General features: G+C 72.6%; 26 protein-coding genes. 17 read left to right on the top strand and 9 right to left on the bottom strand.

The genetic code is table 11. The features are described 5' to 3' along the window. Nucleotides 1–2: 2 nt before the first annotated feature. The 4 genes from eda to IEY98_RS21445 all read right to left on the bottom strand — a co-directional run bounded on the left by eda (nt 3) and on the right by IEY98_RS21445 (nt 4,676). The gene (gene eda, locus IEY98_RS21460) at nt 3–587 is read right to left on the bottom strand and encodes a bifunctional 4-hydroxy-2-oxoglutarate aldolase/2-dehydro-3-deoxy-phosphogluconate aldolase (RefSeq protein ID WP_189212349.1); all 585 of its coding nucleotides are present in this window, start codon (nt 585–587) and stop codon (nt 3–5) included. Beyond that, entirely contained in the window at nt 584–2,452 is a 1,869-nt protein-coding gene (gene edd / locus IEY98_RS21455; RefSeq protein WP_373292420.1) for a phosphogluconate dehydratase, read from the bottom strand. Before edd ends, eda begins: the two co-directional genes overlap by 4 nt. A 203-nt stretch (nt 2,453–2,655) precedes the next feature. Continuing rightward, complete coding sequence (locus IEY98_RS21450; protein ID WP_189212347.1) at nt 2,656–3,915, bottom strand: DUF6923 family protein; 1,260 nt, start codon at nt 3,913–3,915, stop codon at nt 2,656–2,658. Next, on the bottom strand, nt 3,912–4,676 hold the full coding sequence (locus IEY98_RS21445; RefSeq protein WP_189212346.1) for a bestrophin-like domain: 765 nt from the start codon (nt 4,674–4,676) through the stop codon (nt 3,912–3,914). Before IEY98_RS21445 ends, IEY98_RS21450 begins: the two co-directional genes overlap by 4 nt. 184 nt (nt 4,677–4,860) lie before the next feature. On the opposite strand from IEY98_RS21445, the gene IEY98_RS21440 reads away from it, so the two are divergent. The 10 genes from IEY98_RS21440 (at nt 4,861) to IEY98_RS21395 (ending at nt 11,778) form a co-directional block, all read left to right on the top strand. Next, nucleotides 4,861–5,913, top strand: a complete 1,053-nt coding sequence (locus IEY98_RS21440; RefSeq protein WP_189212345.1) for a hypothetical protein — start codon at nt 4,861–4,863, stop codon at nt 5,911–5,913. A gap of 181 nt (nt 5,914–6,094) precedes the next feature. Continuing rightward, nucleotides 6,095–6,553: a winged helix-turn-helix domain-containing protein gene (locus IEY98_RS21435; RefSeq protein ID WP_189212344.1), complete on the top strand. Its 459-nt coding sequence runs from the start codon at nt 6,095–6,097 to the stop codon at nt 6,551–6,553. A gap of 74 nt (nt 6,554–6,627) precedes the next feature. Continuing rightward, nucleotides 6,628–7,083, top strand: coding sequence for a rhodanese-like domain-containing protein (locus IEY98_RS21430; RefSeq protein WP_229787142.1), 456 nt, complete (start codon nt 6,628–6,630; stop codon nt 7,081–7,083). A gap of 98 nt (nt 7,084–7,181) precedes the next feature. Further along, nucleotides 7,182–8,063, top strand: coding sequence for an SIS domain-containing protein (locus tag IEY98_RS21425; protein WP_189212342.1), 882 nt, complete (start codon nt 7,182–7,184; stop codon nt 8,061–8,063). Further along, nucleotides 8,063–8,899, top strand: coding sequence for a class II fructose-bisphosphate aldolase (locus IEY98_RS21420; RefSeq protein WP_189212341.1), 837 nt, complete (start codon nt 8,063–8,065; stop codon nt 8,897–8,899). Before IEY98_RS21425 ends, IEY98_RS21420 begins: the two co-directional genes overlap by 1 nt. Next, entirely contained in the window at nt 8,896–9,810 is a 915-nt protein-coding gene (locus IEY98_RS21415) for a 1-phosphofructokinase family hexose kinase (RefSeq protein ID WP_189212340.1), read from the top strand. The genes IEY98_RS21420 and IEY98_RS21415 overlap by 4 nt, the downstream gene beginning before the upstream one ends. Before the next feature lie 154 nt (nt 9,811–9,964). Then, complete coding sequence (locus tag IEY98_RS21410) at nt 9,965–10,291, top strand: YidH family protein (RefSeq protein WP_189212339.1); 327 nt, start codon at nt 9,965–9,967, stop codon at nt 10,289–10,291. Then, entirely contained in the window at nt 10,288–10,548 is a 261-nt protein-coding gene (locus IEY98_RS21405; protein WP_189212338.1) for a DUF202 domain-containing protein, read from the top strand. Before IEY98_RS21410 ends, IEY98_RS21405 begins: the two co-directional genes overlap by 4 nt. 345 nt (nt 10,549–10,893) lie before the next feature. Further along, nucleotides 10,894–11,349, top strand: a complete 456-nt coding sequence (locus IEY98_RS21400; RefSeq protein WP_189212337.1) for a helix-turn-helix domain-containing protein — start codon at nt 10,894–10,896, stop codon at nt 11,347–11,349. Nucleotides 11,350–11,430: 81 nt separating this feature from the next. Beyond that, the gene (locus IEY98_RS21395; protein ID WP_189212336.1) at nt 11,431–11,778 is read left to right on the top strand and encodes an STAS domain-containing protein; all 348 of its coding nucleotides are present in this window, start codon (nt 11,431–11,433) and stop codon (nt 11,776–11,778) included. A gap of 677 nt (nt 11,779–12,455) precedes the next feature. Here the strand turns inward: IEY98_RS21395 and IEY98_RS21390 are convergent. The 3 genes from IEY98_RS21390 to IEY98_RS21380 all read right to left on the bottom strand — a co-directional run bounded on the left by IEY98_RS21390 (nt 12,456) and on the right by IEY98_RS21380 (nt 16,031). Next, nucleotides 12,456–15,005 carry a Tex family protein gene (locus tag IEY98_RS21390; protein WP_189212335.1) on the bottom strand — a complete coding sequence of 850 codons (2,550 nt, stop codon included), beginning with the start codon at nt 15,003–15,005 and terminating at the stop codon, nt 12,456–12,458. 93 nt (nt 15,006–15,098) lie between these two features. Then, on the bottom strand, nt 15,099–15,305 hold the full coding sequence (locus IEY98_RS21385; protein ID WP_189212334.1) for a cold-shock protein: 207 nt from the start codon (nt 15,303–15,305) through the stop codon (nt 15,099–15,101). Between the two features lie 153 nt (nt 15,306–15,458). Next, on the bottom strand, nt 15,459–16,031 hold the full coding sequence (locus tag IEY98_RS21380) for a TetR/AcrR family transcriptional regulator (protein ID WP_189212333.1): 573 nt from the start codon (nt 16,029–16,031) through the stop codon (nt 15,459–15,461). A gap of 45 nt (nt 16,032–16,076) precedes the next feature. On the opposite strand from IEY98_RS21380, the gene IEY98_RS21375 reads away from it, so the two are divergent. From IEY98_RS21375 to IEY98_RS21345, 7 genes are all read left to right on the top strand, one after another. Next, complete coding sequence (locus tag IEY98_RS21375) at nt 16,077–17,174, top strand: FAD-dependent oxidoreductase (RefSeq protein ID WP_189212332.1); 1,098 nt, start codon at nt 16,077–16,079, stop codon at nt 17,172–17,174. After that, on the top strand, nt 17,144–17,860 hold the full coding sequence (locus IEY98_RS21370) for a M50 family metallopeptidase (RefSeq protein WP_373292419.1): 717 nt from the start codon (nt 17,144–17,146) through the stop codon (nt 17,858–17,860). The genes IEY98_RS21375 and IEY98_RS21370 overlap by 31 nt, the downstream gene beginning before the upstream one ends. A gap of 13 nt (nt 17,861–17,873) precedes the next feature. After that, complete coding sequence (locus IEY98_RS21365) at nt 17,874–18,473, top strand: TetR/AcrR family transcriptional regulator (protein ID WP_189212331.1); 600 nt, start codon at nt 17,874–17,876, stop codon at nt 18,471–18,473. Nucleotides 18,474–18,524: 51 nt separating this feature from the next. Continuing rightward, entirely contained in the window at nt 18,525–19,769 is a 1,245-nt protein-coding gene (locus IEY98_RS21360) for an aldehyde dehydrogenase family protein (protein WP_229787140.1), read from the top strand. Nucleotides 19,770–19,908: 139 nt separating this feature from the next. Beyond that, complete coding sequence (ctaD, locus tag IEY98_RS21355) at nt 19,909–21,681, top strand: aa3-type cytochrome oxidase subunit I (RefSeq protein ID WP_189212330.1); 1,773 nt, start codon at nt 19,909–19,911, stop codon at nt 21,679–21,681. Between the two features lie 449 nt (nt 21,682–22,130). Continuing rightward, nucleotides 22,131–23,348: a phosphoserine phosphatase SerB gene (gene serB, locus IEY98_RS21350; protein WP_189212329.1), complete on the top strand. Its 1,218-nt coding sequence runs from the start codon at nt 22,131–22,133 to the stop codon at nt 23,346–23,348. 56 nt (nt 23,349–23,404) lie between these two features. Then, nucleotides 23,405–24,031 carry a peptidyl-tRNA hydrolase gene (locus IEY98_RS21345; protein WP_229787212.1) on the top strand — a complete coding sequence of 209 codons (627 nt, stop codon included), beginning with the start codon at nt 23,405–23,407 and terminating at the stop codon, nt 24,029–24,031. A gap of 584 nt (nt 24,032–24,615) precedes the next feature. Here IEY98_RS21345 and IEY98_RS21340 read toward each other — a convergent pair. Together IEY98_RS21340 and IEY98_RS21330 are read right to left on the bottom strand one after the other, a co-directional pair. Beyond that, nucleotides 24,616–24,942 carry a YciI family protein gene (locus tag IEY98_RS21340; protein WP_189212327.1) on the bottom strand — a complete coding sequence of 109 codons (327 nt, stop codon included), beginning with the start codon at nt 24,940–24,942 and terminating at the stop codon, nt 24,616–24,618. Nucleotides 24,943–25,365: 423 nt separating this feature from the next. Next, nucleotides 25,366–26,676: a family 2B encapsulin nanocompartment shell protein gene (locus tag IEY98_RS21330; protein ID WP_189212507.1), complete on the bottom strand. Its 1,311-nt coding sequence runs from the start codon at nt 26,674–26,676 to the stop codon at nt 25,366–25,368. Between the last annotated feature and the right edge of the window lie 28 nt (nt 26,677–26,704).

Raw genomic sequence — 26,704 nt, 5'->3', positions numbered from 1 at the left:
ACTCAGCGCAGCGCGGCCGCCTCCTTGGCGAGGGTCTCCACGTCGCCGGAGGTCAGCCAGCTCCCGCCGACGCAGCCGACGTTCGGCAGGGCGAGGTACTTCGGCGCGGTGGCCGCGGTGATGCCGCCGGTCGGGCAGAACCGCAGGCCCGGCAGCGGCCCGGCGATCGACTTCAGGTACGGCGCGCCGCCCGCGGCCTCGGCGGGGAAGAACTTCAGCTCGGTGAAGCCGCGCTCGGCCAGCCGCATCGCCTCCGACACCGTCGCCGCGCCGGGCAGCGAGGGCAGCCCGGTGTCGGCGACGGCGTCGAGCACGCGGTCGGTGGCGCCGGGCGTGACCAGGAAGCGCGCGCCCGCCTTCGCGGCCTCGGCCGCCAGCTCCGGCGTGGTCACCGTGCCCGCGCCCACCACGGTCTCCGGCACCTCGGCGGCGATCCGCTCGATGGCGCCGAGCGCGGCGGGCGTGCGCAGGGTGACCTCGATGATCCCGATCCCGCCGCGCAGCAGCGCCTGGGCCAGGGGGACGGCAGCGTCGGCGTCGTCGATCACCACGACCGGCACGACCGGCGAGATGTCCAGCAGGCTCATACCGAGTACTCCAGCTCGTCGAGGTCGGCGTCGGCGAAGGTCGGGCCGAACACCGTGGCGCCGTGGTCGGCCGGGCCGACCGCGTGCCGGAACGCGGCGAACAGCTCCCGGCCGGTGCCGGTCCAGCCCGCGTCGTCGCGCGGGGCGTCGACCGGGCGGCGCGCGGCGAGCACGTCCGACTCGACCAGCAGCGACAGCGTGCCCGCATCGGCGTCCAGCCGCACCGGGTCGCCGTCGCGCACCAGGCCGATCGGACCGCCCGCCGCCGCCTCCGGCGTGCAGTGGATGGCGGTCGGGATTTTCCCGGACGCGCCCGACATGCGCCCGTCGGTGACCAGCGCGACGCGGTGGCCGCGGGCCATGAGCGCGCTCAGCGCGGGGGTGAGCGCGTGCAGTTCGGGCATGCCGTTGGCGCGCGGACCCTGCTGGCGCAGCACGATGACGACGTCGCGGTTCAGCTCACCGGCCTGGAACGCCGCGCCGACGGCGTGCTGGTCGGTGAACACCCGCGCGGGCGCCTCGACGACCCGGTGCTCGGGGGCCACGGCCGACACCTTGATCACCGCGCGGCCGAGGTTGCCCGCCAGCATCCGCAGGCCGCCGTCGGCGGAGAACGGCTCGGCGACCGGCCGCAGCACGTCGCGGTCGCCGGAGACCCGCGCGCCGGGTCGCCAGGTCAGCACGCCGTCGTCCAGGAAGGGCTCCTGGCGGTAGCGGTCCAGCCCCGGACCGGCCACAGTGGACACATCGCCGTGCAGCATGCCCGCGTCGAGCAGCTCGCCGACGAGGAACTGGACGCCGCCCGCTGCCGCGAAGTGGTTGATGTCGGCGGGCCCGTTCGGGTACACCCGCGCCATCAGCGGGACCACGGCGGACAGGTCGGCGAAGTCGTCCCAGGTGAGCCGGATGCCCGCGGCGGCCGCGATCGCCACCAGGTGCAGCGTGTGGTTGGTCGACCCGCCGGTGGCCAGCAGCGCGACCACGCCGTTGACGATCGAGCGCTCGTCGACGACCTGCGACAGCGGCGTGTACTCCGGGCCCTGCGCGGAGATCTCGACCGCGCGCCGGGCGGCGGCGTCGGTGAGCGCGCGGCGCAGCGGGGTGCCCGGCGCGACGAACGTGGTGCCCGGCAGGTGCAGGCCCATCACCTCGACGACGAGCTGGTTGGAGTTCGCCGTGCCGTAGAAGGTGCAGGTGCCGGGCGAGTGGTAGGCGGCGGACTCGGCGGCCAGCAGGTCGTCGCGGGTCGCCTTGCCCTCGGCGTAGGCCTGGCGCACGCGGGCCTTCTCGCCGTTGGGCAGCCCGGAGGCCATCGGCCCGGCGGGCACCAGGATCGCGGGCAGGTGCCCGAAGGCGAGCGCGCCGATCAGCAGCCCGGGGACGATCTTGTCGCAGACCCCGAGCAGCAGCGTCGAGTCGAACATGTCGTGGGAGAGCGCGACTGCCGTGGCCATCGCGATGACCTCGCGGCTGAACAGCGACAGCTCCATGCCCGCGCGGCCCTGGGTGATGCCGTCGCACATGGCGGGCACGCCGCCCGCGAACTGCGCCACGCCGCCCGCGTCGCGCACGGCGGCCTTGATCCAGTCCGGGTACTCCTGGAACGGCTGGTGCGCCGACAGCATGTCGTTGTACGCCGACACGATCGCCACGCCGGGCTTGGTCACGCCGCGCACGGCGAGCCGGTCGGGGCCCGAGCAGGCGGCGAAGCCGTGGGCGAGGTTGCTGCACCCGAGCCCGGCTCGGGTGGGGGTGCTGGAGGCGGCCTCGGCCATCCGGGCGAGGTACGCGCCGCGGCCCGCGGCGCTGCGTTCGGCGATCCGGGCGGTGACCTCGGCGACGACCGGGTGCAGGGGGTTCGGCATGTCCGTCATCTCCGCGTGCGACGGGTGGGCAGATCCGGGAGACGACAGCGCTGGCGATCCACCGGCCGGTTGCGATTTCAACCGTACTGAGGTGTGACGCGGGATGTCAAAATCGATTCAGCAGCTCACTCTCCGCGCGTGTTCCGTCTCGATCGGAGCATGCGCGCCCCCGCTGACGGCCTGCTTATGACCGGCGGACGGGGTCAGTGCCTGCGCCGGTGGGCGGCGCTCGCGACCGCGCCTGCGCCGAGGATGAGGATCATCGTGGCCAGGCCCCAGCGCCGCTTCTCCGCGGTGGTCAGCGGGCCGGTCACCTCCGCCTCCGGCGGGCGCTTCAGGCCCCGGGTGAGCAGCGCGGGCGCGGGCTCCGGCGCGGGCGGGGGCACCCTCGGCGGTGGCCCCGGCGGCGGCGCGCCCGGCGGGAGGGTGCCCGGCGGGACGAGCCCCGGCGGCAGCGGCGGCAGGACGGGCAGCGCCTGCGGCGGCGTGGTCGTGGGGGGAACCCCGGGCACGCTCGTCGGCACCGTCGTCGGCGCCGGCGGGGTCGGTCCGGGCGAGGTGGTCGCGGGCGGGCTGCTCGGCGGCGGCGTGGTCGTGGTCGGCGGCGGGGTGGTCGGCGGCGGCGTGGTCGTGGTCGGCGGGTCCGGCGGCCGGGGGGCCAGGCAGCCGGTCATGTCGGTGTGCGTCGCTACCGGCCACGCCGCGATCTCCACGGAGACCGCGCCGCGGCGGGGCTCGACCCGGATCAGCCTGCTCCGCGCGGGCCCGCCGGTCCACGCGTGCGTCCGGTTGCTCGCGGCGAACAGCGCGCCGTCCGGCCCGAGCGCGGCGGAGCCGTACGTCCAGCCGCCGGGCAGCCTGCGCGTGTGCACGTGCTTGACCCGGCCGGAGCGCGGGTCGATGGTCACGACGTGCCCGTAGTAGCGGGTGTGGGTCGAGACGCCGTAGAGCAGGCCGCCGCGCGCGTCGAAGTCGTCCACGGTGCGCGGCAGGGCCGCGGGCCACAGCCGCACCGACGCCACCACGGTCAGGAACCGGGGGCTGTCCGGGTCGATCGACACGCTGCGCAGGTGGCGGCCGACGCGCACCACCAGCAGATCGCCGAGGACGGCGCCCCCGGACGCGCCGTGCACCTGCGGCACCCGGCCCAGGTCCAGCAGCGTCCCCTCGCGCGTCAGCGACACCACGTGCGAGCCCGACACGCCGTAGACCAGGCCCTGGCCCTTGTGGTACCCGATCGCGTCCACCCGCCGGTCCAGCGCGCGGACGCGGCTCATCGCGCCGCTGGCGAGATCGACTTCGTACAGAGTGGACGATCCCCCGCCGGTCGCGGCCACCCGCAGCACCGAGCACGTCGGGTACGCCGCCGGGGCCGCCTCGCCGGCGCCGGAGCCGACCGCCAGCACGCCTGCGCCCACCAGGCCCGCCACGGCGAGCCCGAGCGCGGCGAGCCGGACTCTCATCGCAACCGGGCGATCGCGGCCTCGAAGGCCTCGGGCTCCAGCGCCGGGCCGCCGCCGTAGGGGTTCTCCATCTGTTGCGTGGCGAACAGCAGCAGCGCCAGCGTGCCCGCCAGCACCGACACGATGAAGATGTGCACGCGCGGGCGCGGCCCGCCGAACACCAGCGGCAGCGAGATCGACATGATGCTGCCCGCGATCAGGGCGAACCACACGACCGTGCTGACGCCCGCGCTGCCCGCCGCGTCCAGCCGGGCCTGGCGGGCCTCGTAGACGGTCCACAGCTTGCTCGTGGCCTCGGCCTTCTGGTCGTTCTGCCACAGCTCGGCGACCGGGGCCGCGGCCACCAGCGAGCGCATGCGCTCCAGCTCCGCCCAGCCCGCGTCACTGACGTCGGCGCTGTCGGCCTGCATGGCGGGCCACTCCTCGTCGACGACGCGCGTCGCGTAGGACATCGCGAGGTCGTGCATCTGGCTGCGCACCGGCTCGCCGAGCGACTCGGTGGCCCAGTACGCCCCGACCAGGCCGTCCGCCTCCCGGAAAGCACCGTCCTCCGCCGCGCCGACCGAGTCGAACAGCGAGATCAGCACGAACGCGAGCAGCACCGCGTGCAGGCCGCCGACGATGGTGAACACCTGTCCGGCGGCCTCGTTGTTCTCCACGATGCCGTCGGTCTCACCGATGCGGCGCACGGCGTACGCCGCTACGCCCGCGACCGCCGCCGCCCCGAGCACCCAGAGCAGACCGGACAGATAGATGTTCATGCTTGCCTTCCGACGAGAACCGTCGGGTGCACAATGCGCCAATACCGCGCCGACCGGCACACCCTGCCAACCGGTTTGACTCGTCCGGACGCACAATCCGACCCGACCGAGTGAAGACGATCACTGCCTGTCCCCCTGCCCGCCTGCCGTCGGCCCCCGGCCGGGACGCTCCTAGACTGCGCGCGTGGAATACCAGCTCACCGCCGACCTGATCCCCGCCGACGGCACGCCCGACCTCGACCCGCTGCAGCGGCACGGGGTCGCCGCCCTGCTCGACGAGCGCCTCGACCTGCTCGCGGGCATCGAGGGCCCCGACGGCGTCGAGGTCGAGCCCCTGGACCACCGGGTGGCGGTGCACCCGGGCGGCGCCGTGATCACGTGGCTGGTGGACGCGCCCGCGCTGAGCTTCGCCGAGGACGCTGCCCGGCACGTGCTGGGCGAGATGCTGGAGCAGACCGAGCTGCTGCCCGGCTGGACCGTCGGCCGCTGCGAGGTCATCGCCAGCGACGACGACCTCGAGGCCGCGCTCGGCGCGCCCGCCGACGACGCCGACGACGAGGACGTCGACCCGGGCGAGCTGACCGACGAGGAGATCGAGGCCCTGCGCGCCGAGCTGCTGCGCTCGGCCCCGACGCTGGCCGCGTTCGGCCCCGAGGCGTTCGGCCACCGCGCCGACGACCCGGACTGCCCGGTGTCCGCCGAGGCCGCCGCGCTGGTCGCGGGCGCGTTCGTGCAGGGCATGGAGATCCTGACCGACGAGCTGTTCGCCGACGTGCAGGAGCTCGACGACGCCGAGGCATCGGCCAGCGAGGTCGAGGCGCTGAGCGTGCTCAACCAGCTCCCGCAGCGCTACGCCGACCACTACGGCCCGCTGTTCGCCAAGCAGTTCCTCGTGGTGAGCGCGATCCTGGGCCACCGGCTGGCCCAGCCGACCTGGACGCCGCCGCTGTGCACCGCCGAGGCGCTGGCGCTGCACGTGCTCAAGTCCGAGGCGGGCGTCCAGCTGCACCTGGCGAACCTGCTCGACGAGCTGCCGATGAAGGAGATCCTGGCCGCGTTCGACCGGCACGCCTTCGCCGACATGGACCACGAGCGGCTCTACGAGCTGCCCAGCGAGGCCGGTGAGGACGACATCGATCTGTTGGGGACGCCCGGTTTGGACTTCGACGAGTGGTTCCTCCCGCGCGGGCACGGGGTACTGCACCCCTACCTCGCTGTCGAGCAGCCGTTGGAGTGAGGGCGAAGGTCCTCTCCCTGTTCCCAGTGACCGGGATGACGTTGACGCGTCTGTGATCCAGTGGTCGAGTAGACACTGTGCGTCCCGATGTGGTGACTCTAAGGCGATGTCGACGCTGACCAAGCTCCGGCACCGCATCGCTCCCACCATCACCTTCGGTACACGACTGGGAATGACAGACATGGCAGCGCCGCTCCTGATCGAGCCCTCGTCCAACCGGGTCAACCTGACCCTGCACATCACGGCCGACTCCGACCAGGTCGCCGGACTCGTGCACGCACTGCGCGCCCTGGGCGCCGTCGCCGACGAACCCGACGCCGACCGGGTCGTCGCCGTGCCGCGCCCCGCGCCGCTGCGGCTGGACGCGGCCGCCCGGCGGGCGTTCTGGCACGGCGCGGAGATCACCCTGACCCGGCTGGAGTTCGACCTGCTGCACCACTTGGCGTCCGCGCCGCACCAGGTGCACCGCCGCCGCACGCTGATGCGCGAGGTCTGGCACACCGCCTACATCGGCGAGCGGACCGTCGACGTGCACGTGCGCAGGCTGCGCGGCAAACTCGCCCCCGGCGAGGAGCTGATCAGGACGGTGCGCGGGGTCGGCTACCAGCTCACCGACCCGCGCCTGGTCGAGCTGACCTGATTGGCGGGATCTCGTCCGTAGAGGACATATCTGCCACTTCTGCACCCCGACGGTCGCCGGCCAGGATGGCCAGCATGACCGCTGTGAACCGTGTTCAGCCCGCCGACCCCGCCGACGCCGTCGCCCACTTCGCCGCCCGCCTGGCCTTCGAGACCGACGTCAGCGACGTGCACACCGACCTGGAGGCGGGCGTCCCCGACCTGGTCGTCGTCGACTCCCGCTCCCGGGAGAGCTGGGACCAGGGGCACGTGCCCGGCGCGCTGCACCTGCCGACCGCCGAGATCGCCGCGCGGGCGGGCGCGGAGGTGCCGCTCTCGTCGGTCGTCGTCACCTACTGCTGGGGTCCCGGCTGCAACGGCGCCACCCGTGCCGCGCATGAGTTCGCGAAGCGGGGGTACCGGGTCAAGGAGATGATCGGCGGCTTCGAGTACTGGGCGCGCGAGGGCCTGCCGGTCGAGCGCGCGGACGGCGTGGCCCGAGGCGCGGTCGACCTGCTGGTCGCCCCGGCGGGCATGGCCTGCGCCTGTTGATCGCGATCGGGTGGTCCAGACAAGCAGCCCTTGTCAGAATGTGCTCGGAACTGCATGATGACGCGCAGAAGTGAGCACTATCGAGCAGGGGAGTCCGGATGTCCGAGTCGTTCGTGGCCGCCGAGATCGTCAGCCAGCCGCAGTGCTGGCGACGGGCCGCCGAAATCGGGGCGGCAGGCCTCGGCGTGGCGGCGGGGGAGAGCGTCGCCGTCGTCGGCTGCGGCACGTCCTGGTTCATGGCGATGGCCTACGCGGCCCTGCGGGAAGCCGCTGGCCAGGGCCGCACCGACGCGTTCGCCGCGTCGGAGATCCCGGTCTCGCGCGACTACGACCGCGTCGTGGCGATCTCCCGCTCGGGCACCACGACCGAGGTCGTGGCCGTGCTCAGGGCCTTCGCCGGGCGGGTGCCCACGGTCGTGATCACCGGCGTGGCGGGCACGCCCGTCACCGAGATCGCCGACCGCACCATCGTGCTGGACTTCGCCGACGAGCGCTCGGTGGTGCAGACCAGGTTCGCCACCTCGACGCTGGCGCTGCTGCGCGCCTCGCTCGGCGAGGACGTCAGCGCCGCGGCCGCCGACGCCGAGACGGTGCTCGACCTGCCCGTGGACGAGCTGGCCTCGGCCGAGCAGATCACCTTCCTCGGCCGGGGCTGGACCGTCGGGCTGGCCATGGAGGCCGCGCTGAAGCTGCGCGAGGCCGCGAACGCCTGGACCGAGGCGTACCCGGCGATGGAGTACCGGCACGGCCCGATCAGCATCGCCGAGCCGGGCCGGGCGATCTGGATGTTCGGCGCGGCGCCGGAGGGGCTGGCCGCCGAGGTCGCCGCGACCGGCGCGCTGTTCGTCACCAGCGACGTCGACCCGATGGCGCACCTGGTGCTCGCCCAGCGGGTCGCGGTGGCGATGGCCGCCCGGCGCGGCCTCGACCCGGACCGCCCGCGCAGCCTCAGCCGCTCGGTCATCCTGGCGGGCGCCTGATGCCGATGGTGCCCATGGCGTCGATCCTGGCCGCCGGTCGCGGCGTCGGCGCGTTCAACGTCATCCAGCTCGAGCACGCCTACGCGCTGGTGGAGGGCGCGTCCCGGGTCGGCGCGCCGGTGATCCTGCAGATCAGCCAGAACTGCGTGCGCTACCACGGCTCGCTGGAGCCGATCGCGCTGGCGTGCATGGCGGTGGCGCGGTCCGCCGACGTGCCCGTCGCCGTGCACCTCGACCACATCGAGTCCACGGACCTGGTGGGGGAGGGCATCGCTCTGGGCGTCGGCTCGGTCATGTTCGACGCGTCCCGCCTGCCGTACGCCGAGAACGTGGCCGCGACCCGGGACGTGGTGCGGCAGTGCCACGCCGCAAGCGTTTTCGTCGAGGCTGAGCTGGGGGAGATCGGTGGCAAGGACGGCGTGCACGCGCCCGGCGCCCGCACCGACCCGGCGGAGGCGGCGGCGTTCGTCGAGGCCACGGGCGTGGACGCGCTGGCCGTCGCGGTCGGCACCTCGCACGCCATGACCACCCGCGACGCCGTGCTCGACCTGGAGCTCATCGCCGCGCTGCGCGCCGCGGTCGGGGTCCCGCTCGTGCTGCACGGCTCCTCCGGCGTCCCCGACGAGACGCTGGCCGCGGCCGTGCGGGCGGGCATCACGAAGGTGAACATCGCCACACACCTCAACAAGGTCTTCACCTCGACGGTGCGCGCGGCACTAGGATCAAGCGAGTCTCTTGTGGACACTCGAAAGTACTTCGGCCCGGCGCGCGACGCCGTGGCCGCCGAGGTCGCCCGGCTGCTCGGCGTGCTGGGCGCGGAGGTGAACGCGCGGTGATCCTGACCTGCACGCCCAACCCGGCGCTGGATGTCAGCTACCAGGTGGACCGCGTCGTGCCGGGCACGACGCACCGCATCCGGTCGGTGCTGGAGCGGGCGGGCGGGAAGGGCTTCAACGTCAGCCGCGTGCTGACCCAGATGGGCGTGCCCACGCTGGCCGTCGGCCCGGTCGGCGGCATCCTCGGCGACTCGCTGCGCGCCGACCTGATCGAGTCCGGCCTGCCGCACGAACTCCTCCCGGTCACCGCGGCCACCCGCATGACCGTCGCCGTCGTCGCCGCCGACCCGCCGGACGCCACGATGTTCAACGAGCCCGGCGGCCCGATGTCCGAAATGGACTGGGCGAGGCTGCGCGACCTGATCGCCAAGCACCTGCGCCGCGCGTCCGTGCTGGTCTGCTCGGGCAGCCTGCCGCCGGACGCACCCGAGGACGCCTACGCGGGCTTCGTCAAGCTGGCGAAGGACTTCGGCGTCCCCTCCGTGGTCGACGTCGGCGGCCCCGCCCTCCGCGCCGCGGCGGCCGCGGGCGCCGACATCCTCAAGCCGAACGCCGAGGAACTCCGCTCCGCGGTAGGCGTCGACGACCCGTTGACGGGCGCCCGCGAACTGCTCGCCCTGGGCGCCTCCGCCGTCGTCGTCTCCCTGGGCGCGGACGGCTCGATCCTCGCCACCCCCACCGCCACCTGGCGCGCCGTAGGCCCCCGCATCGACGGCAACCCCACCGGCGCGGGCGACGCCGCCGTCGCCGCCCTGGCCGACGGCCTGTCCCGCGCCACTCCCTGGCCCGACCGCCTCCGCACCGCCGTCTCCTGGTCGGCAGCCGCAGTAGCGGCCCCGGTGGCAGGCACCATCGACGAAGACGTGCTGGCCGGGGTCGAGGTCGAGATCACCGAATACCCCACCCCCTGACCCAGCCCCCCATCACCATCCCCACGGCCGCCCCTGCGCAACGCTAGGCACGCCGACCCCCCTCAGCGCCTGCTCCCAGCGGCCTCGGTGCGCGGGTGTCTCGGTGCGCCGGGGGGCGGGTGTCGCCATACGATCTCGGGGACAGGGGAGTGGCATGACCGAGCCGGACTACCGATTCACGCTGGCCAACGAGCGGACGTTCCTCGCGTGGGTGCGGACGGCGTTGGCGTTGGTGGCCGCGGGGGTCGCGGTGGCGCAGTACTTGCCCGATCTGGGGCCGCCGGTCGTGCGGACGGTGCTCGGGGTGGTGCTCGTCCTGTTCGGGGCGGGGGTGGCCGGGCTCAGCCATCGGCGGTGGCGGCGGGCGCAGGAGGCGATCCGGGCGGGGCGGGCGCTGCCGTCGGCGCCGGAGTTGGCGGTCATCGCGTACGGGGTGGCGTTGGTGGGGGTTGTCGTGCTCGTCCTGGTGTTGGTGTCGTGAGCGGGCTGCAGGCCGAGCGGACGCGGCTCGCGTGGAACCGGACGGCGTTGGCCTGCGCGGGGGTGGGGGCGCTCATCGTGCACGGGGCTCGTGGGCCGCTCGGGTTCGTGCTCGCCGGGGTGGTGTTGGCGTGCGCGGCCGCGTTCGGCGTCATCGGGGCGCGGCGGCGGTATCGGTCCGTGATGGACGGTCGGGTGGCGGTGGTGTGCGCGGTGCTGCCCGGGCTGGTCGCCGCGGTGGCGCTGCTGCTCCGCTGAAAGAGCGCCCCGGAACCGGTACGGCACGGACCGGCCCGGGGCGCGCACGGCGGTCGCTGCCCCCGCCCCGCCGAGGAGGGTTGCGGCGGGCCTCGATGCGGGGGTGCGAAGGCACGGTGCCCAGGCAGTATCTGCCGCGCCCGGCCGCGCGTCCAGGTCTACTGGCCGGTAATCGGACAGGTGACGGGGTTCCCACTGACCGTGCTCGGTCCTCACTCGATAGTGCGAGAGTTCGCTTGTCGCGGCTCGGTTGGGCGACGAAGGCCGTAGCGTTTCCCTCGTCGGAAAATTGCAGGTCAGACTGCTGTCGGGGACGGCGTCGCCTTGGCAGGCCGGGCAGGGGACATGGACGGTGCGGCATATCAGCGCGCGCTAGGGCGGGAGCTGCGCAGGCTGCGCCTGCGGCGCAAGTGGACACGGGCGCAGCTGGTGCAGCGCCTGCCCGGCGAACTGTCGGCGCAGGCCCTGGCGTCCTATGAGACGGGCACGCGCTCCTGCACGGTCGTGCGCTTCGTCGAACTGTGCGGCGCGCTCGACGCGTCGCCGCACGACCTGCTGGAGCGGGTCCACCGGCGGCTCATGAACGAGGAGTTCCCGGCCACCCTGCGGGTCGACCTGCACCGGCTGGCCGCCGACGACCGGCCCGAACTGGTGCCCGCCCGCCGCTGGGCCGCCGCCGAGGTCGGCCGCCACGCGACGGCCGTGCGCGAGTTGGACTACGCGGCGCTGGAGTCGCTATCGGCACTTTGCGGGTTGCCGGTCCTGGAACTGATCCGCATGTTGAGGAGCGAGCCGGAGTAGGTTTCTCACTCGTTCGTGGGTCGTAACGCCGGGCGGACAGCGGGTAGCGTCGTACTTCCGACCCGATCCAGGGGGTGGCCCGTGGAACTGCGTTTGGACGATTCACCCGCGTACGGGGTGGTCCAGGTCGCTGTGGGTGGAGAGATCGACCTGGTGGCCGCCGGAGTCCTCGAACGCTTCCTCTTGGGCGCGGTGGCCGACCGGCGGGTGCCCGAGCCGGGGCTGGTGGTGGACCTTTCGGACACCGAGTTCATGGGGTGCGCGGGCGTCAACGCCCTCCTGGCGGTGCAGGCCCGCCTCCACCGCATGGGCGGCTGGCTCCTGCTGACCGACCTCTCCCCAGCCGCCGCCCGAGTGCTCCAGGTGACCGGCATGAACACGATGCTCACCATAGGCACCATGTCCGACCTCGAACTGGTCGACGACTGACCACGTCAGATGACGCGATCATCCAGATGGCGAGACCATCCGAAATCCAGATGATCCGATCACTCGGATGACAAGGCCATCCCAGCTTCAGATGACGGCATCATACGGATGATGAGGTCATCTGGATGATGGCGACATCTGGATGATCACGTCATATGATCGCGTCATCTGAGTCGTGGGACGGCAAGGTTGGTGCCTATGAGGACCCGCGGACGAGGTGGCGACTCGTGGTGCGGGGCACCGAGCTTGGCTTGCGGTGGAAGGCGCGGCCCGGAGCCGGTCGACCGGCGCATGGTGGTCACGCGGGCACGGTCGACCGGCCGCCGTTTGCGGGCGGGCAGCCAGTGGACTTGGAGTCCGACAGGCAACGATCGGGTCGGGCAGGGTGGTGCGAGCGGGGGGCCGACCGGCACCGGTCGGGTCGGGCTGGGCGGTGGGGGCTTGGGGTCTGACGGGCATCGGTCGGGTCGGGCTGGGCGGTGGGGGCTTGGGGTCTGACGGGCATCGGTCGGGTCGGGCTGGGCGGTGGGGGGCTTGGGGTCTGACGGGCATCGGTCGGGTCGGGCTGGGCGGTGGGGGCTTGGGGTCTGACGGGCATCGGTCGGGTCGGGCAGGGTGGTGGGGGCTTGGGGCCCGACCGGCATCGGTCCGGTCGAGCAGGCGGTGCGGGCTTGGGGTTAGCCCTTGTAGCCGGCTCGGCGGAGGGCTTCGGCCATGGCGCCGGAGGGGGCGGGGGCGTCGCGGCGGTCGCGGTTGGGTTTGGTGCCGCGCTGGCCGGTGCGGTGGCCGTCGCCGTTTCGGTTCTGGCCGCGGTTGGCTCGGTCGCCTTGGCCTTGACCGCGGTCGCCCGGGCTGCCGTGGGCGCCGCTGCTGCCCTGGCCGCCGCGGCCGCCGCTGCTCTGGCCGCCAGCGTTGCCCTGGCCGCCAGCGTTGCCCTGGCCGCCGGCGCCGCCCTGGCCGCGCTGGGTTCGGTCGCCCTGGCCGCGTCGGCCTCGGTCGGGCTGGGAGCCCTGGCCGCGGCCGCGCTGGCCGGAGCCGTTCGCGCCACCGGGCTGCACCTCGTCATCCAGGCGCAGGGTCAGGGAGATGCGCTTGCGTGGGATGTCCACGTCCAGCACCTTCACCTTGACCACGTCCCCGGACTTCACCACGTCGCGCGGGTCCTTCACGAACGTCTTCGACAGGGCCGACACGTGGACCAGACCATCCTGGTGAACGCCGATGTCCACAAAGGCGCCGAAGGCGGCCACATTGGTGACCACGCCTTCCAGGGTCATGCCGGGGCGCAGGTCGGCCAGGGTTTCGACGCCTTCGGCGAAGGTCGCGGTGGTGAAGGCCGGGCGGGGGTCGCGGCCGGGCTTCTCGAGTTCGGCGAGGATGTCGGTGACCGTCGGCAGGCCGAAGGTCTCGTCCACGAACGACGACGGCTTCAGCGAGCGCAGGGTCGCCGTGTTGCCGATCAGGCCCGTCAGGTCACCGCCGGTGGAGGCCAGGATGCGGCGGACCACCGGGTAGGACTCCGGGTGGACGCTGGAGGCGTCCAGCGGGTCGTCGCCGCCGCGGATGCGGAGGAAGCCCGCGCACAGCTCGAACGCCTTCGCGCCCAGCCGAGGCACCTCCTTCAAGCCCGTGCGCGAGCGGAACGGCCCGTTGGCGTCGCGGTGGGCGACGATGTTCTCCGCCAGCGACGCCCCGATGCCCGACACCCGGGTCAGCAGCGGGACTGACGCGGTGTTGACGTCGACGCCGACGCCGTTCACGCAGTCCTCGACCACCGCGTCCAGCGAGCGCGACAGCTTCACCTCGGAGATGTCGTGCTGGTACTGCCCGACGCCGATCGACTTCGGGTCGATCTTCACCAGCTCCGCCAGCGGGTCCTGCAGCCGCCGCGCGATGGACACCGCGCCGCGCAGCGACACGTCGAGGTCGGGCAGCTCCTGGGTGGCGTAGGCCGACGCCGAGTACACCGACGCGCCCGCCTCCGACACCATCACCTTCGTCAGCCGCAGCTCGGGGAACCGCTTGATCAGGTCGCCCGCCAGCTTGTCGGTCTCCCGCGACGCCGTGCCGTTGCCGATGGCCAGCAGCTCAACGCGGTGCTTGGCGCAGAGCTTCGCCAGCACCGCCAGCGACTCGTCCCAGCGCTGCTGCGGCACGTGCGGGTAGATCGTGGCCGTGTCGACCACCTTGCCGGTCGCGTCGACGACGGCGACCTTGACGCCGGTGCGGAAGCCGGGGTCGAGGCCGAGCGTGGCGCGGGTCCCGGCGGGCGCGGCGAGCAGCAGGTCGCGCAGGTTCGCGGCGAAGACGCGCACGGCCTCGTCCTCGGCCTCCTGCCGCAGCCGCCCGCGCAGGTCGATGCCCAAGTGCACCAGGATGCGCGTGCGCCACGCCCAGCGCACCGTGTCCATCAGCCACTTGTCGGCCGCGCGGCCCTGGTCGGCCACGCCGAACCGGGCGGCGATGCGCACCTCGTAGTCGCTGCGGGCCAACGGGTCCGCGTCCGGGTCGGGGTCGAGGGTGAGGTCGAGCACCTCCTCCTTCTCCCCGCGGTACAGCGCGAGCACGCGGTGCGAGGGCAGCTTGGCCAGCGGCTCGCTGAAGTCGAAGTAGTCGGCGAACTTGGCGCCGTCGGTCTCCTTGCCCTCGCGCACCTTCGACACCATCGCGCCGCGGGTCCACATGCGCTCGCGCAGCTCGCCGATCAGGTCGGCGTCCTCGCCGAAGCGCTCGACCAGGATGGCCCGCGCGCCCTCCAGCGCGGCGGCCTCGTCGGCGACGTTCTCGCCGAGGTACGCCGCGGCCGTGGCGGGCGGGTCCAGCGTCGGGTCGCCCAGCAGCGCGTCGGCCAGCGGCTCGAGCCCGTTCTCGCGGGCGATCTGGGCCTTCGTGCGCCGCTTGGGCTTGTAGGGCAGGTAGATGTCCTCAAGCCGGGCCTTGGAGTCCGCCGCCATGATCTGGGCGGTCAGCGCGTCGTCCAGTTTGCCCTGTTCCCGGATGGACTCCAGGATCGCCGTCCGCCGTTCCTCCAGCTCGCGCAGGTAGCGCAGGCGCTCCTCCAGGGTGCGCAGCTGCTCGTCGTCCAGCGCGCCGGTGACCTCCTTGCGGTACCGGGCGATGAACGGCACGGTCGCCCCGCCGTCGAGCAGGTCGACGGCCGCGACGACCTGTCCTTCCCGCACCCCGAGCTGCTCGGCGATCCGACCGGTGATGCTCTGCACTGTCATGGTGGTTTCTTTCGGCGAAAGGACTGGCGAACGAAACGATCGGGCCCCACACGGCACGTGGAGCCCGATCGGAAGTATCTCGTGGAACGGTTGTCAGCTGATCACGGTCACGCCGGTTGCCTGGGGGCCCTTCGTGCCCTGGCCGATCTCGTAGCGCACCTTCTGGTTCTCCTCGAGGGTGCGGAAGCCGCTCGACTGGATCTCCGAGTAGTGGACGAAGACGTCCGAGCTGCCATCCTCCGGCTGGATGAATCCGTAGCCCTTCTCCGAGTTGAACCACTTCACGGTGCCCTGGGCCATGCCTGTCTCCTAGCTGTCCTGCTGTGGCCGCGGGGGCGGCCGTACATGTGTCGGCGGACGCGGGTTTCGATGCCGGGCGAACACGGCGGCGAAGCGAGCGACCACGGCCAGTCAACCACAGCGCCGGGGGCATGGCGAGGATCGAGCGCGGGTTCATGACCCGGACGGGTGGCCCAGGATGCCGGTCAGGGACTCCCGCACCGACTGCCGGATCTCCTCGGTGGCAAGCGCCCGCGCGCCCGCCCCGGCGATCCGGTCGTAGATCAGCCCGTCGAGGAAGGCGACCAGCGCGCGGCCCTTCCGCTCGGCGTCGCCTGCCCCGGTCGCGGCCACGATCCGCATGGCCAACTGGCGGTACCGCTCGCCGACGGCGGTCAGCGCTGCCCGCAGTTCCGGCCTCCGCGTGGCCTCAATGGACAGCTCGTACCGCGCGAGCATCCGGTCCCGGTGCGTTGTCGAGGCCTGCTCGACAAGGTCGGCGACGAGCGCGGCGAGGTGGTCGACGTCCATCGGCGGCAGATCGGCGGGGACCAGGTCGACCGTGTCCAGGTCGGCCATGCGCGTCACGGTGCCGACGAGAAGCGCGTGGCGGGTGCGGAAGTAGTACGAACACGACCCTTCGGGCAGTCCGGCGGCCCGGTCGACGGCCCGGTGCGTGAGCCCGCGCAGGCCGTCCCTGGCGAGGGTGGCGATCGCGGCGTCGGTCACCTGGTCCCGTCGAGTCACTCTACGAGTGTAGAGTTGCTCTACACCTGTAGAGGGAGGATGGCTATGCGAACGGCGGCGATCGTCGGCGGCGGCATCGGCGGCCTGGCCACCGCGGCGGCCCTGGTCCGGCGCGGCTGGGACGTGCGGGTCTACGAGCAGTCCCCGGAGTTCGGCGAGGTGGGCGCGGGCATCTCCCTGTGGTCCAACGCGCTGTCCGCCCTGGACTCCCTCGGCGTGGGCGACCAGGTCAGGGCGGCGGGCGGCCACCCGGGCAAGGGCGGCTTCCGCGACCGCGCGGGCCGGTGGCTGGTCCGCGGGACGGGCTCCGACGACGAGGTCGTGATGCTGCACCGCGCCGACCTGCTGGCGATCCTGCGCGCCGCCGTCCCCGCCGAGTGCCTGGTCCCCGGCACGCGGATCGACGACCCGCGCGTCGAGGACGGCAGGCCGGTGGTCGACTCGACGCCCGTGGACCTGCTGGTCGGCGCCGACGGCATCCGCAGCCGGGTCCGCGCCGTCTTCTGGCCGGACGCCCCGGCCCCGCGCCCGGCCGGGTACACCGCGTGGCGGATGGTGGTCCCGCACGCGGGCATCCCCGCCTTCGACGGCAGCGAGACCTGGGGCGACGGGCTCGTCTTCGGCGTCTTCCCGATGGGGGAGGACACCGTCTACTGCTACGCGTCCTCCGCCCAGACAGCGCCCGTCGACGACGAGCTGGCCCTCCTGCGCCGCCGGTTCGCGGGCTGGCCGGACCCGATCCCCGCCGTCCTCGCCGCCGCGGACCCGGGCGCCGTGCTCCGCCACGACCTCTACTACCAGCCGGACCTGCCGTCCTTCGCGCGCGGACCGGTCGCCCTGGTCGGCGACGCCGCGCACGCCATGACCCCGAACCTGGGCCAGGGCGCCTGCCAGGCCCTGGAGGACGCGGTGACCCTGGCCGCCCACGCCCACGAGCCCGACGGCCTGGCCCGGTACGACGCCGTGCGCCGACCCCGCGCGCAGGGCATCGTCAAGCGGTCGCGGCAGGTCGGGGCGATGGTGCACCGCCGCAGGGGCCAGGCGCTGCGCAACCTCGTGGTGCGCGCCACGCCCCCGATCGTGATGCGCAGGCAGCTGCAGTCGGTCGCCGGATGGACCGCTCCGGGACAATCGCCTGCGTGATCTCCGACATCTTCGGCGAGCAGTTCCAGCCGCCCGCGGCGATGGTGCTCATCACCGCGGCCGCCGCCCTGCTCGTCGTGCTGTGGGACGCGCTGTGGCGGCCCGCGCGCAACGTCGTCACGATCGTGCACGAGGCGGGCCACGCGCTGGTCGCGCTGCTGGCGGGCAGGCGGCTGTCGTCCATCCGCCTGCACTCGGACACCTCCGGCGTCACCGTCTCCCGGGGCCGCACCGACGGCCCCGGGATGGTGTGCACCGCGCTCGCGGGCTACCTCGCGCCGTCGGTGCTCGGGCTCGCGTTCGCCGGGCTGCTGCTGTCCGAGCGCGTCGGCGTGGTGCTGGTGACCTGCGCGGTGCTGCTCCTCGGGGTCCTGGTGATGATCCGCAACCTCTACGGCGTGCTGTCCGTCCTGGTGACCGGCGGCGTCCTCTTCGCCGTGTCGTGGCTGGCCACCGAGGAGGTCAAGGCCGCGTTCGCCTACCTCATCACCTGGTTCCTGCTCGTCGGCGGCGTGCGCCCGGTGTTCGAGCTGCAGCGCAAGCGCCGCCGCGGCCGCGCCCGCGACTCCGACGCCGACCAGCTGCACCGGCTCACCGGCGCGCCCGGGCTGTTCTGGGTCGGGATGTTCGCCGTCATCAACACCGGCGCGCTCGCCGTCGCCGCGGCCTGGCTGCTCGTGCCCTGATTACGCTGCCGGTATGGCACGACTGACCAGGGCGCAGAGCCAGGCCCGCACCCGCGAGCGGCTGGTCGCCACCGCCCGGCAGATGTTCCTGCACGACGGGTACCACGCGACGTCACTGGACAAGGTCGCCGACACCGCGGGCTTCTCCAAGGGCGCGGTCTACTCCAACTTCCGCAACAAGGACGAGCTGTGCCTGGCCGTCCTCGACGACATCCACGCTGGCCACATCGAGGAGATCGCCGCCCTCGTCGTCGGCAAGACCCCCGACGAGGCCGTCACCGCCCTCGCAGAGTGGGCCGAGCGGATGGTCGGCGACGAGGGCTGGACGATGCTGGAGGTCGAGTTCGCCGTCCACGCCCACCGCGACCCCGGGCTCCGCGCCGAGCTGGCCGCCCGCGACAAGGCGGTGCGCGGCGCCATCGAGGCCCTGGCCAGGGACTGGGCCGAGCGCACCGGCCCGGCGGGCCTGCCCCCGGCCGACCTGGCCACCGCGCTGCTCAGCCTCGGCATCGGCCTGGGCATCCAGCGGGTCATCGACCCGGGCATCCCCGTCCGCGTGCTGACCGACACCCTGCGCGCCCTGCTGGCCGCCCCGGACCGCCAGCCGACCTAGCGGCACGGCACAATTGGCCTCCTGACCAGCACGGACGAGAGGGAAGCCCGCGTGACCGAGATCCTCGACCTCGTCAGAAGCTGCGCGACCAAGGCGAAGGGGGCAGCCCCGGCGCTGGCCGCCGCCACCGACGAGGCGATCGACGCGGCGATCGGCGAGATGGCCGCCCGGCTGTCGTCGGCCCGCGGCGCGGTCCTCGCCGCCAACGCCGAGGACGTCGCGGCTGCCGAGGCGGCGGGCATGAGCGGCGGCCTGCTCGACCGGCTGCGCATCACCGAGGAGCGCCTCGACGGCATGGCCGAGCAGCTGCGCCTGCTCGCGTCCGTCCCGCACCCGGCCGCGAGCCGCAAGGTGGGCACGCTCGACGGCGGGTTCGACCTGATCGAGGTCCGCAAGCCGGTCGGGGTGATCGGGGCCAACTACGAGGCCCGGCCCAACGTCACCATCGATGTCGCCTCCCAGCTGGTCAAGTCCCGAAACGCCGGGGTGCTGCGCACCGGGTCGGCCGCGCTCAGGAGCGCCCAGGCGCTCCTCGACCGGGTCATCGCCCCCGGCCTGTCCGACGTCGGCATCGATGAAGACGTCATCCAGCTCGTCCCCACCCCCGACCGGGCCGCGGCGGGCGCGCTGGTCGAGCTGCCCGACCTGATCCCGCTGGTCATCGTGCGCGGCAGCGGCGAGACCACCCGCGAGCTCGACCGCAGGGCCGCCCAGCACGGCGTCCGCACGCTCGCGCACGCCGACGGCGGCGGCGTCCTCTACTACGACGCCGAGGCCGACCCCGACTTCGCCGCCGACCTCATCACCCGCAGCCTCGACCGGCTCGGCGTCTGCAACCGCCTGAACCTGCTGCTCGTCCACAAGGCCGTCTACGACGCCGCCCTCCCGGGCATCACCGCCGCCCTGGAGAAGGCGGGCGTGCGGGCGTCGCTGCCGCCGCACGAGCACCCCATCGGCTACGAGTGGGCGCTCGACGGCGACAACGAGGCGACCGTCACCATCGCCCCGGTCGACGACCTCCAGCACGCGGTGCGCGTGGCCAACGAGGACACGTCCGGCCTGGCAGCGGGCATCGTCACCACCGACGAGAAGGCGGCGGAGGCGTTCTTCGCCGCCTACACCGGCACCGGGGTGTTCTGGAACGCCCCGACCCGCCTGCTCGACGGGTTCAAGCTGCTCGGGGTGCCCGAGACCGGCATCAACCTCGACCGCGTCCCCGGGCCCCGCGGCCCGGTCACCTTCACCGACCTGGTGTTGCGCCAGTACGCGGTACGGCCGGGAGGCGGCGCGGCGTGATGTGGTGTGACCTGGGCAACTGGACCGAAACCGGTCAGAGCCCAGCCGCGCTCGGCCCCACCCGGAGGGCTACGATCCTCCCGGGTGCTCGTCGGGTACCCGCGAGTAGTCCCACCACAAGGCAGTGCAGGAGGCAGGAGTGACTGCAGTAGCCCCCAAGCCGATCGCCACGCGGCCGTACCCGGCCAGCGCGAAGGCCAAGGGTTCGTACCTGCTGCGGCTGTTCCGCACGACGGACCACAAGCAGATCGGCATCATGTACCTGGTCACGTCGTTCGCCTTCTTCATGGTGGGCGGCGCGATGGCCATGCTGATCCGCAGCGAGCTGGCCGTGCCGGGACAGCAGTTCCTGTCCCAGGAGCAGTACAACCAGCTGTTCACCATGCACGGCACCGTGATGCTGCTGCTGTACGCGACGCCGATCCTCTTCGGCTTCGCCAACTTCGTCCTGCCGCTGCAGATCGGCTCCCCGGACGTCGCCTTCCCGAGGCTCAACGCCTTCTCGTACTGGCTGTACCTCTTCGGCGGCCTGATCGTGATGGCGGGCTTCCTCACCCCGGGCGGCGCCGCCGACTTCGGCTGGTTCGCCTACACCCCGCTGTCGGACAAGATCCACTCACCCGGCGTCGGCGCCGACCTGTGGATCACCGGTCTGGCCGTCGGCGGTCTCGGCACCATCCTGGGCGCGGTCAACATGCTGACCACGATCGTCTGCCTGCGCGCCCCCGGCATGACCATGTTCCGGATGCCGATCTTCACCTGGAACATCATGATCACCAGCATCCTGGTGCTGCTGGCGTTCCCGATCCTGACCGCGGCGCTGTTCGGCCTGCTGGCCGACCGCCAGCTCGGCGCGCACGTCTTCGACCCGGAGAACGGCGGCGTCATCCTCTGGCAGCACCTGTTCTGGTTCTTCGGCCACCCCGAGGTCTACATCGTCGCGCTCCCGTTCTTCGGCATCGTCTCGGAGATCATCCCGGTGTTCAGCCGCAAGCCGCTGTTCGGCTACCGCGGTCTGATCTACGCCACCCTGGGCATCGCGGCCCTGTCGATGACCGTGTGGGCCCACCACATGTACGCCACCGGCGCGGTGCTGCTGCCGTTCTTCGCGTTCATGACGTTCCTCATCGCCGTCCCGACCGGTGTGAAGTTCTTCAACTGGATCGGCACGATGTGGAAGGGCCAGCTCACCTTCGAGACCCCGATGCTGTTCAGCGTCGGCTTCCTGGTGACGTTCCTCTTCGGCGGCCTGACCGGCGTGCTGCTGGCCGCCCCGGCCATCGACTTCCACGTCTCGGACACGTACTTCGTCGTCGCGCACTTCCACTACGTGCTCTACGGCACCATCGTGTTCGCGACCTTCGCGGGCATCTACTTCTGGTTCCCGAAGATCACCGGCCGGTTCCTCGACGAGCCGCTGGGCAAGCTGCACTTCTGGACCACGTTCATCGGCTTCCACGGCACGTTCCTCGTCCAGCACTGGCTGGGCAACGAGGGCTTCCCGCGCCGCTACGCCGACTACCTGGCCACCGACGGGTTCACCACGCTCAACATGATCTCCACGATCGGGGCGTACATCCTGGGCGCGTCGACGCTGCCGTTCATCTGGAACGTGTTCAAGAGCTACCGCTACGGCGAGATCACCACCGCCGACGACCCGTGGGGCTACGGCAACTCCCTGGAGTGGGCCACCAGCTCGCCGCCGCCGCGCCACAACTTCACCGAGCTGCCCCGGATCCGCTCCGAGCGCCCGGCGTTCGATCTGCACTACCCGCACATGATCGAACAGTCCCACCACGACAAGTACGTGGGCGTCGGCTCGGCCAAGCACCGGCCTGCCCCGTCGGAGATCGTCGCCGAGAAGATGAACCCGGACGAGATCTCCAAGGGCGATCCCACGCTGCCGAACTAGACCGTCGAGGCCCCGCCCAGTGCGGGGCCTCGTCGCGTCAGCGGCTGCTGTTTGACTGTGTCGGTGGGACGGCGTGGGTACGGTTGGAGCGTGGACGTGACTCCGCGGCGGGACCGGCGTCGGCCGTTCGCCGCGCTGGGCGCGGCCGAGCGGCTCGTCGGCGACGCGCGGGGTCGCCTGCGCCGTCCAGTGACCAGTGAGAACCGCCATGACGCCGTATCGGCGGCGGAAGGCGGCGCCGCCCTCGGGCACGGACCGACCAGGCCGGTGCCGGAGGGCGGGCAGGAGCCCGCAGCCCCGTCGCGGTCCGCGCACACGATGCGCCCGGCCGGACGGGGACCGACCAGGGACCGCGGGCGACCAGCGCACCCACCACCGTTCGGGACGCGCGCAGTGCCAGGACCAGGGCTCGAGCCCACCCCTCACCACTGAAAAGGAACGGTTCTCCAGTGGCATCCACACCTGTCCTGATCACCGTCACCGGCCCCGACAAGCCGGGTGTGTCCTCGGTGCTGTTCGCCGTGCTCACCCGCCACGGGGTGGACATCCTCGACGTCGAGCAGGTCGTCATCCGGGGGCAGCTCGTGCTCGGGGTGCTCGTCGCGGCCGGGCACGACGCCGAGGGGCTGCAGGAGTCCGTCGAGCAGGCGATGGCGTCGGTGGCGATGCGCGTGGACGTCGAGATCGGGGTCGACCCGGGCTCGCGGGCGCGGATCGGCTCGTCGCACGTCGTGGTGGTGCTGGGGGCGCCGATGACGGCGCGGGCGTTCACCGAGGTGGCCCGCAGGCTGGCCGCCCTGGGCACCAACATCGACGCGATCCGCAGGGTGGCCGACTACCCGGTGACCGGGCTCGAACTGCGCGTCTCGGTCGACGACGACACCGAGGCGGGCGACGCCGCGCTGCGCTCGGCGCTGGTCGAGGTGGCCACCCGGGTCGGCCTGGACATCTCCGTCGAGCGCGACCTGCTGGCCCGGCGGGCCAAGCGCCTGATCGTCTTCGACGTCGACTCCACGCTCATCCAGGGCGAGGTCATCGAGATGCTCGCGGCCAAGGCGGGCTGCGAGGCCGAGGTCCGCGAGGTCACCGAGGCCGCCATGCGCGGCGAGCTGGACTTCGCCGAGTCCCTGCGCCGCCGGGTGGCGACCCTGGCTGGCCTGCCGGAGTCGGTGCTGGACGAGGTCGCCGCTGACCTGGAGCTGACGCCCGGCGCCCGCACCACGATCCGCACGCTCAAGCGCCTCGGCTTCCGCTGCGGCGTCGTGTCCGGCGGCTTCACCACCATCATCGACCGCCTGGTGGACGACCTCGGGCTGGACTTCGCCGCCGCCAACGAGCTGGAGGTCGTCGACGGCAGGCTGACCGGCAAGGTCGTCGGCGAGATCGTCGACCGCCCGGGCAAGGCCGTGGCCCTGCGCCGCTTCGCCGACCAGTACGACATCCCCCTCGCCCAGTGCGTGGCGGTGGGAGACGGCGCCAACGACATCGACATGCTCTCGACGGCGGGTCTGGGTGTCGCGTTCAACGCCAAGCCCGCTCTGCGCGAGATCGCCGACACGGCGGTGTCCAGCCCCTACCTGGACGCGGTCCTGTTCATGCTGGGCGTGACGCGGGCAGAGGTGGAAGCCGCCGACCTCGCGGACGGCCTGACCCCGTCGCGGCTGTGAGCGTTCTGTCGGGGCTGTTCGACCGGGATGGCGCCGAGCCCAGCGTGGTGCGCGCCATGCCGGTGATCCTGCGCGTGGAGCGGGACCTTCCGGGTCGTACGCCGCTGCTGGAGGCCGCAGCGGCCGCGGCCGTGGCGGTGTGCCTGGACGAACGCGCGCAGGAGGGCGGGGAGTGGCATCCGCTGGTGTCGGCGTGGATCGACGGGCGCATCCGCAAGGTCTCCCGTCGGGCGCGGGGGGCGCACTGGCACGCGGTGCAGGACCTCCCCGGGGTGACGGTGTCGGTCGACGGGGCCTCGGCGCGGGCGTTGCTGCCGTGGCCGGTGGACGAGACGCCGAAGACGGTCAGCAGGCTGCAGATCAGCGGCACGGAGCTGCCGATGGACGAGCCTGGACCCGTCGCGGACGGGGTTCCGGTGCTGTGGGTGAACCCGACGGTGGAGATGACGGTGGGGAAGCTGGCGGCCCAGGTGGGACACGGGTCGATGCTGCTGGCCGCCATGGCCGAGGCGGACGGGGTGGACCTGTCCAAGTGGGACTGCCACTGCGCGGTTCGGCTGTCTCGCCCTGGCGAGTGGAACCCCGACGTCTCATGGGAGAGGGACCGAGCGGTGGCGGTGCGGGATGCGGGGTTCACTGAGGTGGAGCCGGGGACGGTGACCGTGGTTGCCCAGTGGGGCTGAGGTCTGGTCGATGGGTTGGTTCTGTTGACAGAGTTCTATGTTGCACACGTGCTCTGGATGCGTGTTCTCCCCTCGGCCTCGATTGTTTAACCCTGGGATGGCGGAGTAAAGGGCGCCTTCGGCGTCGCTGCGCGACAGGCTTCGCCTGCCCTTGACACCGCCCTCCCAGGGTTAAAGACGGCCAGGACGAGGGGAAGGGGGTGGAAGGGTCGACTGCTTGGTGAGGTGACGGGGGGTGCTGTACCGCGCCGCACCGGACACCACCGCACTCCGCCGCGCGCACCAGCGCTCTGCACCGGTCGCGGGCACGCGCCATACCGCCCGCACCAGCACCCCGCCGCACGTGTGCTCTGCACCGGTCGCGCGCACGCGCCATACCGCCCGCACCAGCACCCCGCCGCACGTGTGCTCTGCACCGGTCGCGCGCACGCGCCACACCGCCCGCACCACCACCCCGCCGCACGTGCACTCCGTTCCGGCCGAGCGCACGGGCCACACCCGCCGAGCGCACGCTCCGCACCGGTCGCGCGCTACGCATCGCGCGCACGCGCTAAGGGGGTCGGTCCGCTGCCCTCGATCTCTGCCTAGGCTTCGAACTCCACCAAGGCTCGGACCTGGACCGAGCCGTAACGGGCGGTGGGGATTTTGCGGGCCCAGGTCAACGCCGTCTCCAGGTCGGGGACTTCGACCACCATGAAGCCTGCGATGGTGACGCCCTCGGTGCCCTTGACTGTGTCAGGGCTGGCTGCCGTGACCGTGTGGGCGTCGGCCGCCGAGTGGAAGCCTGCGGAGTAGACGTGGGCGCCTGCGTCCTTGACCTCCTGGTCGAGGGCCATCCACTCCTCGATCTCCGCCATGCCGCCCGGGGTCGCCTGGGCTGGGTCGTACTGGTAGATCAGGGCGTACTTCATCGGATCTCCCACCTGTCGTCACTCGGGCGCCCCCAGGGAGCCCCTTCATCGCGGACACCGTATCGGGCCGCACCGACAGAAAAGGAGAACCGGGTGGGCGGGAGCAGTGGCCGCCCACCCGGTCCGGATCAGTGGCCGACCTTGTCGGCGGCGATCAGCAGGTAGTGGAAGCTGCCCTCGCGGTAGGCCTGGAGGAAGGACTTCTCCACGCCAGTGACCACAAAGGACCGCTCGCGCAGCCCCAGTGCGGGATCGTCTGTGGGGCCACGTCGACCACGGTGCTCGGTGCCAGACCGTTGGCCTGCGATGCCTTGGAGCCGCTGCCGGTCGCGTCGTTGCAGCAGCCAGCAGCCAGTTCCGACTCCGTCGCGGGTGCGAAGACCCGGGACAGCACAGCCATGGTGCCTCCTCAACGGCCGGAGCTCAAAGCTGGACGCCGTCCAGCACGCCGAGCGCGTCCGGGACCAGGACCGCCGCCGAGTAGTACGTGGTGACCAGGTACGAGGCGATCGCCTTCTCGTCGATGCCCATGAACCGCACGCTGAGCCCCGGCTGGTGCTCCTCGGGCAGGCCCGTCTGGTACAGCCCGACGACGCCCTGGTTCTCCTCGCCCATGCGCATCGCGATGACGGCGCTGGTGCCGCCCTGGCCGATCGGGATCTTGTCGCACGGCAGCAGCGGGACGCCGCGCCACGACGCCTGCTCCGTGCCCTCGACCGACACGCTCGGCGGGTTGAGCCCGCGCCTGCTGCACTCCCGCCCGAACGCCGCGATCGTGCGCGGGTGCGCCAGGAGCACCTGCGTCTTGCGCCTGCGGGACAACAGGTTGTCCATGTCGTCCGGGGTCGGCGGGCCGGTGCGCGTGCGAATCCGCTGGCTCGGGTCGACGTTGTGCAGCAGCCCGAAGTCGCGGTTGGTGACCATCTCGCGCTCCTGGCGCTCGCGCAGCGCCTCGATGGTCAGCCGCAGCTGTTCCTCGGCCTGGTTCATCGGCGCGCTGTAGAGGTCGGACACCCGCGTGTGGATCCGGAGCACGGCCTGCGCGACGCTCAGCTCGTACTCGCGCGGGTGGAGCTCGTAGTCGGCGTAGGTGCCGGGCAGCGTCACCTCGCCGTCGTGCCCGGACGCGACCGCGATCTCCGCCTCGCCCCGCTTGTTGACCGCGGGCGGCCGACGGGACAGGTGCTCGCGCAGGTGCGGCGCGGCGTCCAGCACCGCGGCGACGGCGGAGCGCGGCAGGGTGAGCGCGGTGACGTCGGTGACGGCCTCCACGCGGTAGTTCGGCTCACCGCCGCGGAACACCTCCTGCCCGACGCAGCCGCCCTCGCCCAGCACGTCGATCACGACGGTGTCGCCGTACTCGCCGCGGCCGAGCTTGCTCACCTTGCCGTGCGCGACCACGGTGACGCCGTCGGCGGGCAGCGTGTCGCCCGCGGCGAACTCGCGCTGCTCGAACCGGTCCGACAGCGCCGAGAGCACGTCCTCGTCGGCGAACCCGGCCAGGACCTCGGCCAGTTCGCTCGGGATCACCCGGTAGAGCGAGCCGATGGCGGTGCAGCCCACCAGCCCGTCGCCCGCCACCGGGACGCGCCTGCGGTTGACCCGGTAGGCGCCGCCCCTGGCCTCCACCCACGGCAGCACGCGCAGCAGCCACCGGTCGGTGATCTCCTGCGACTGCGGCCGGGTCTTGGTCGTCGTGGCGAGGTTGCGGGCGGCCGTGGTGCTGAGGCTCATGCGCCATTCGGCGACGAGCTGGGCGACC

The organism is Actinokineospora fastidiosa, from assembly GCF_014648415.1.
Taxonomy (GTDB): Bacteria; Actinomycetota; Actinomycetes; order Mycobacteriales; family Pseudonocardiaceae; genus Actinokineospora; species Actinokineospora fastidiosa.
This window is presented reverse-complemented; position numbering and strand designations above follow the sequence as displayed.

What these genes read in the sequence shown, in the direction of transcription:
- IEY98_RS21365 (WP_189212331.1), top strand. Translation starts at nt 17,874, where the DNA reads ATGGCACGACTGACCAGGGCGCAGAGCCAGGCCCGCACCCGCGAGCGG.
- IEY98_RS21410 (WP_189212339.1), top strand. Translation starts at nt 9,965, where the DNA reads ATGACCGAGCCGGACTACCGATTCACGCTGGCCAACGAGCGGACGTTC.
- IEY98_RS21435 (WP_189212344.1), top strand. Translation starts at nt 6,095, where the DNA reads ATGGCAGCGCCGCTCCTGATCGAGCCCTCGTCCAACCGGGTCAACCTG.
- IEY98_RS21445 (WP_189212346.1), bottom strand. Translation starts at nt 4,676, where the DNA reads ATGAACATCTATCTGTCCGGTCTGCTCTGGGTGCTCGGGGCGGCGGCG.
- IEY98_RS21370 (WP_373292419.1), top strand. Translation starts at nt 17,144, where the DNA reads ATGGACCGCTCCGGGACAATCGCCTGCGTGATCTCCGACATCTTCGGC.
- IEY98_RS21400 (WP_189212337.1), top strand. Translation starts at nt 10,894, where the DNA reads ATGGACGGTGCGGCATATCAGCGCGCGCTAGGGCGGGAGCTGCGCAGG.
- eda (WP_189212349.1), bottom strand. Translation starts at nt 587, where the DNA reads ATGAGCCTGCTGGACATCTCGCCGGTCGTGCCGGTCGTGGTGATCGAC.
- IEY98_RS21385 (WP_189212334.1), bottom strand. Translation starts at nt 15,305, where the DNA reads ATGGCCCAGGGCACCGTGAAGTGGTTCAACTCGGAGAAGGGCTACGGA.
- edd (WP_373292420.1), bottom strand. Translation starts at nt 2,452, where the DNA reads ATGCCGAACCCCCTGCACCCGGTCGTCGCCGAGGTCACCGCCCGGATC.
- IEY98_RS21340 (WP_189212327.1), bottom strand. Translation starts at nt 24,942, where the DNA reads ATGAAGTACGCCCTGATCTACCAGTACGACCCAGCCCAGGCGACCCCG.
- IEY98_RS21420 (WP_189212341.1), top strand. Translation starts at nt 8,063, where the DNA reads ATGCCGATGGTGCCCATGGCGTCGATCCTGGCCGCCGGTCGCGGCGTC.
- IEY98_RS21390 (WP_189212335.1), bottom strand. Translation starts at nt 15,005, where the DNA reads ATGACAGTGCAGAGCATCACCGGTCGGATCGCCGAGCAGCTCGGGGTG.
- IEY98_RS21345 (WP_229787212.1), top strand. Translation starts at nt 23,405, where the DNA reads ATGCCGGTGATCCTGCGCGTGGAGCGGGACCTTCCGGGTCGTACGCCG.
- IEY98_RS21330 (WP_189212507.1), bottom strand. Translation starts at nt 26,676, where the DNA reads ATGAGCCTCAGCACCACGGCCGCCCGCAACCTCGCCACGACGACCAAG.
- IEY98_RS21425 (WP_189212342.1), top strand. Translation starts at nt 7,182, where the DNA reads ATGTCCGAGTCGTTCGTGGCCGCCGAGATCGTCAGCCAGCCGCAGTGC.
- IEY98_RS21375 (WP_189212332.1), top strand. Translation starts at nt 16,077, where the DNA reads ATGCGAACGGCGGCGATCGTCGGCGGCGGCATCGGCGGCCTGGCCACC.
- IEY98_RS21450 (WP_189212347.1), bottom strand. Translation starts at nt 3,915, where the DNA reads ATGAGAGTCCGGCTCGCCGCGCTCGGGCTCGCCGTGGCGGGCCTGGTG.
- IEY98_RS21430 (WP_229787142.1), top strand. Translation starts at nt 6,628, where the DNA reads ATGACCGCTGTGAACCGTGTTCAGCCCGCCGACCCCGCCGACGCCGTC.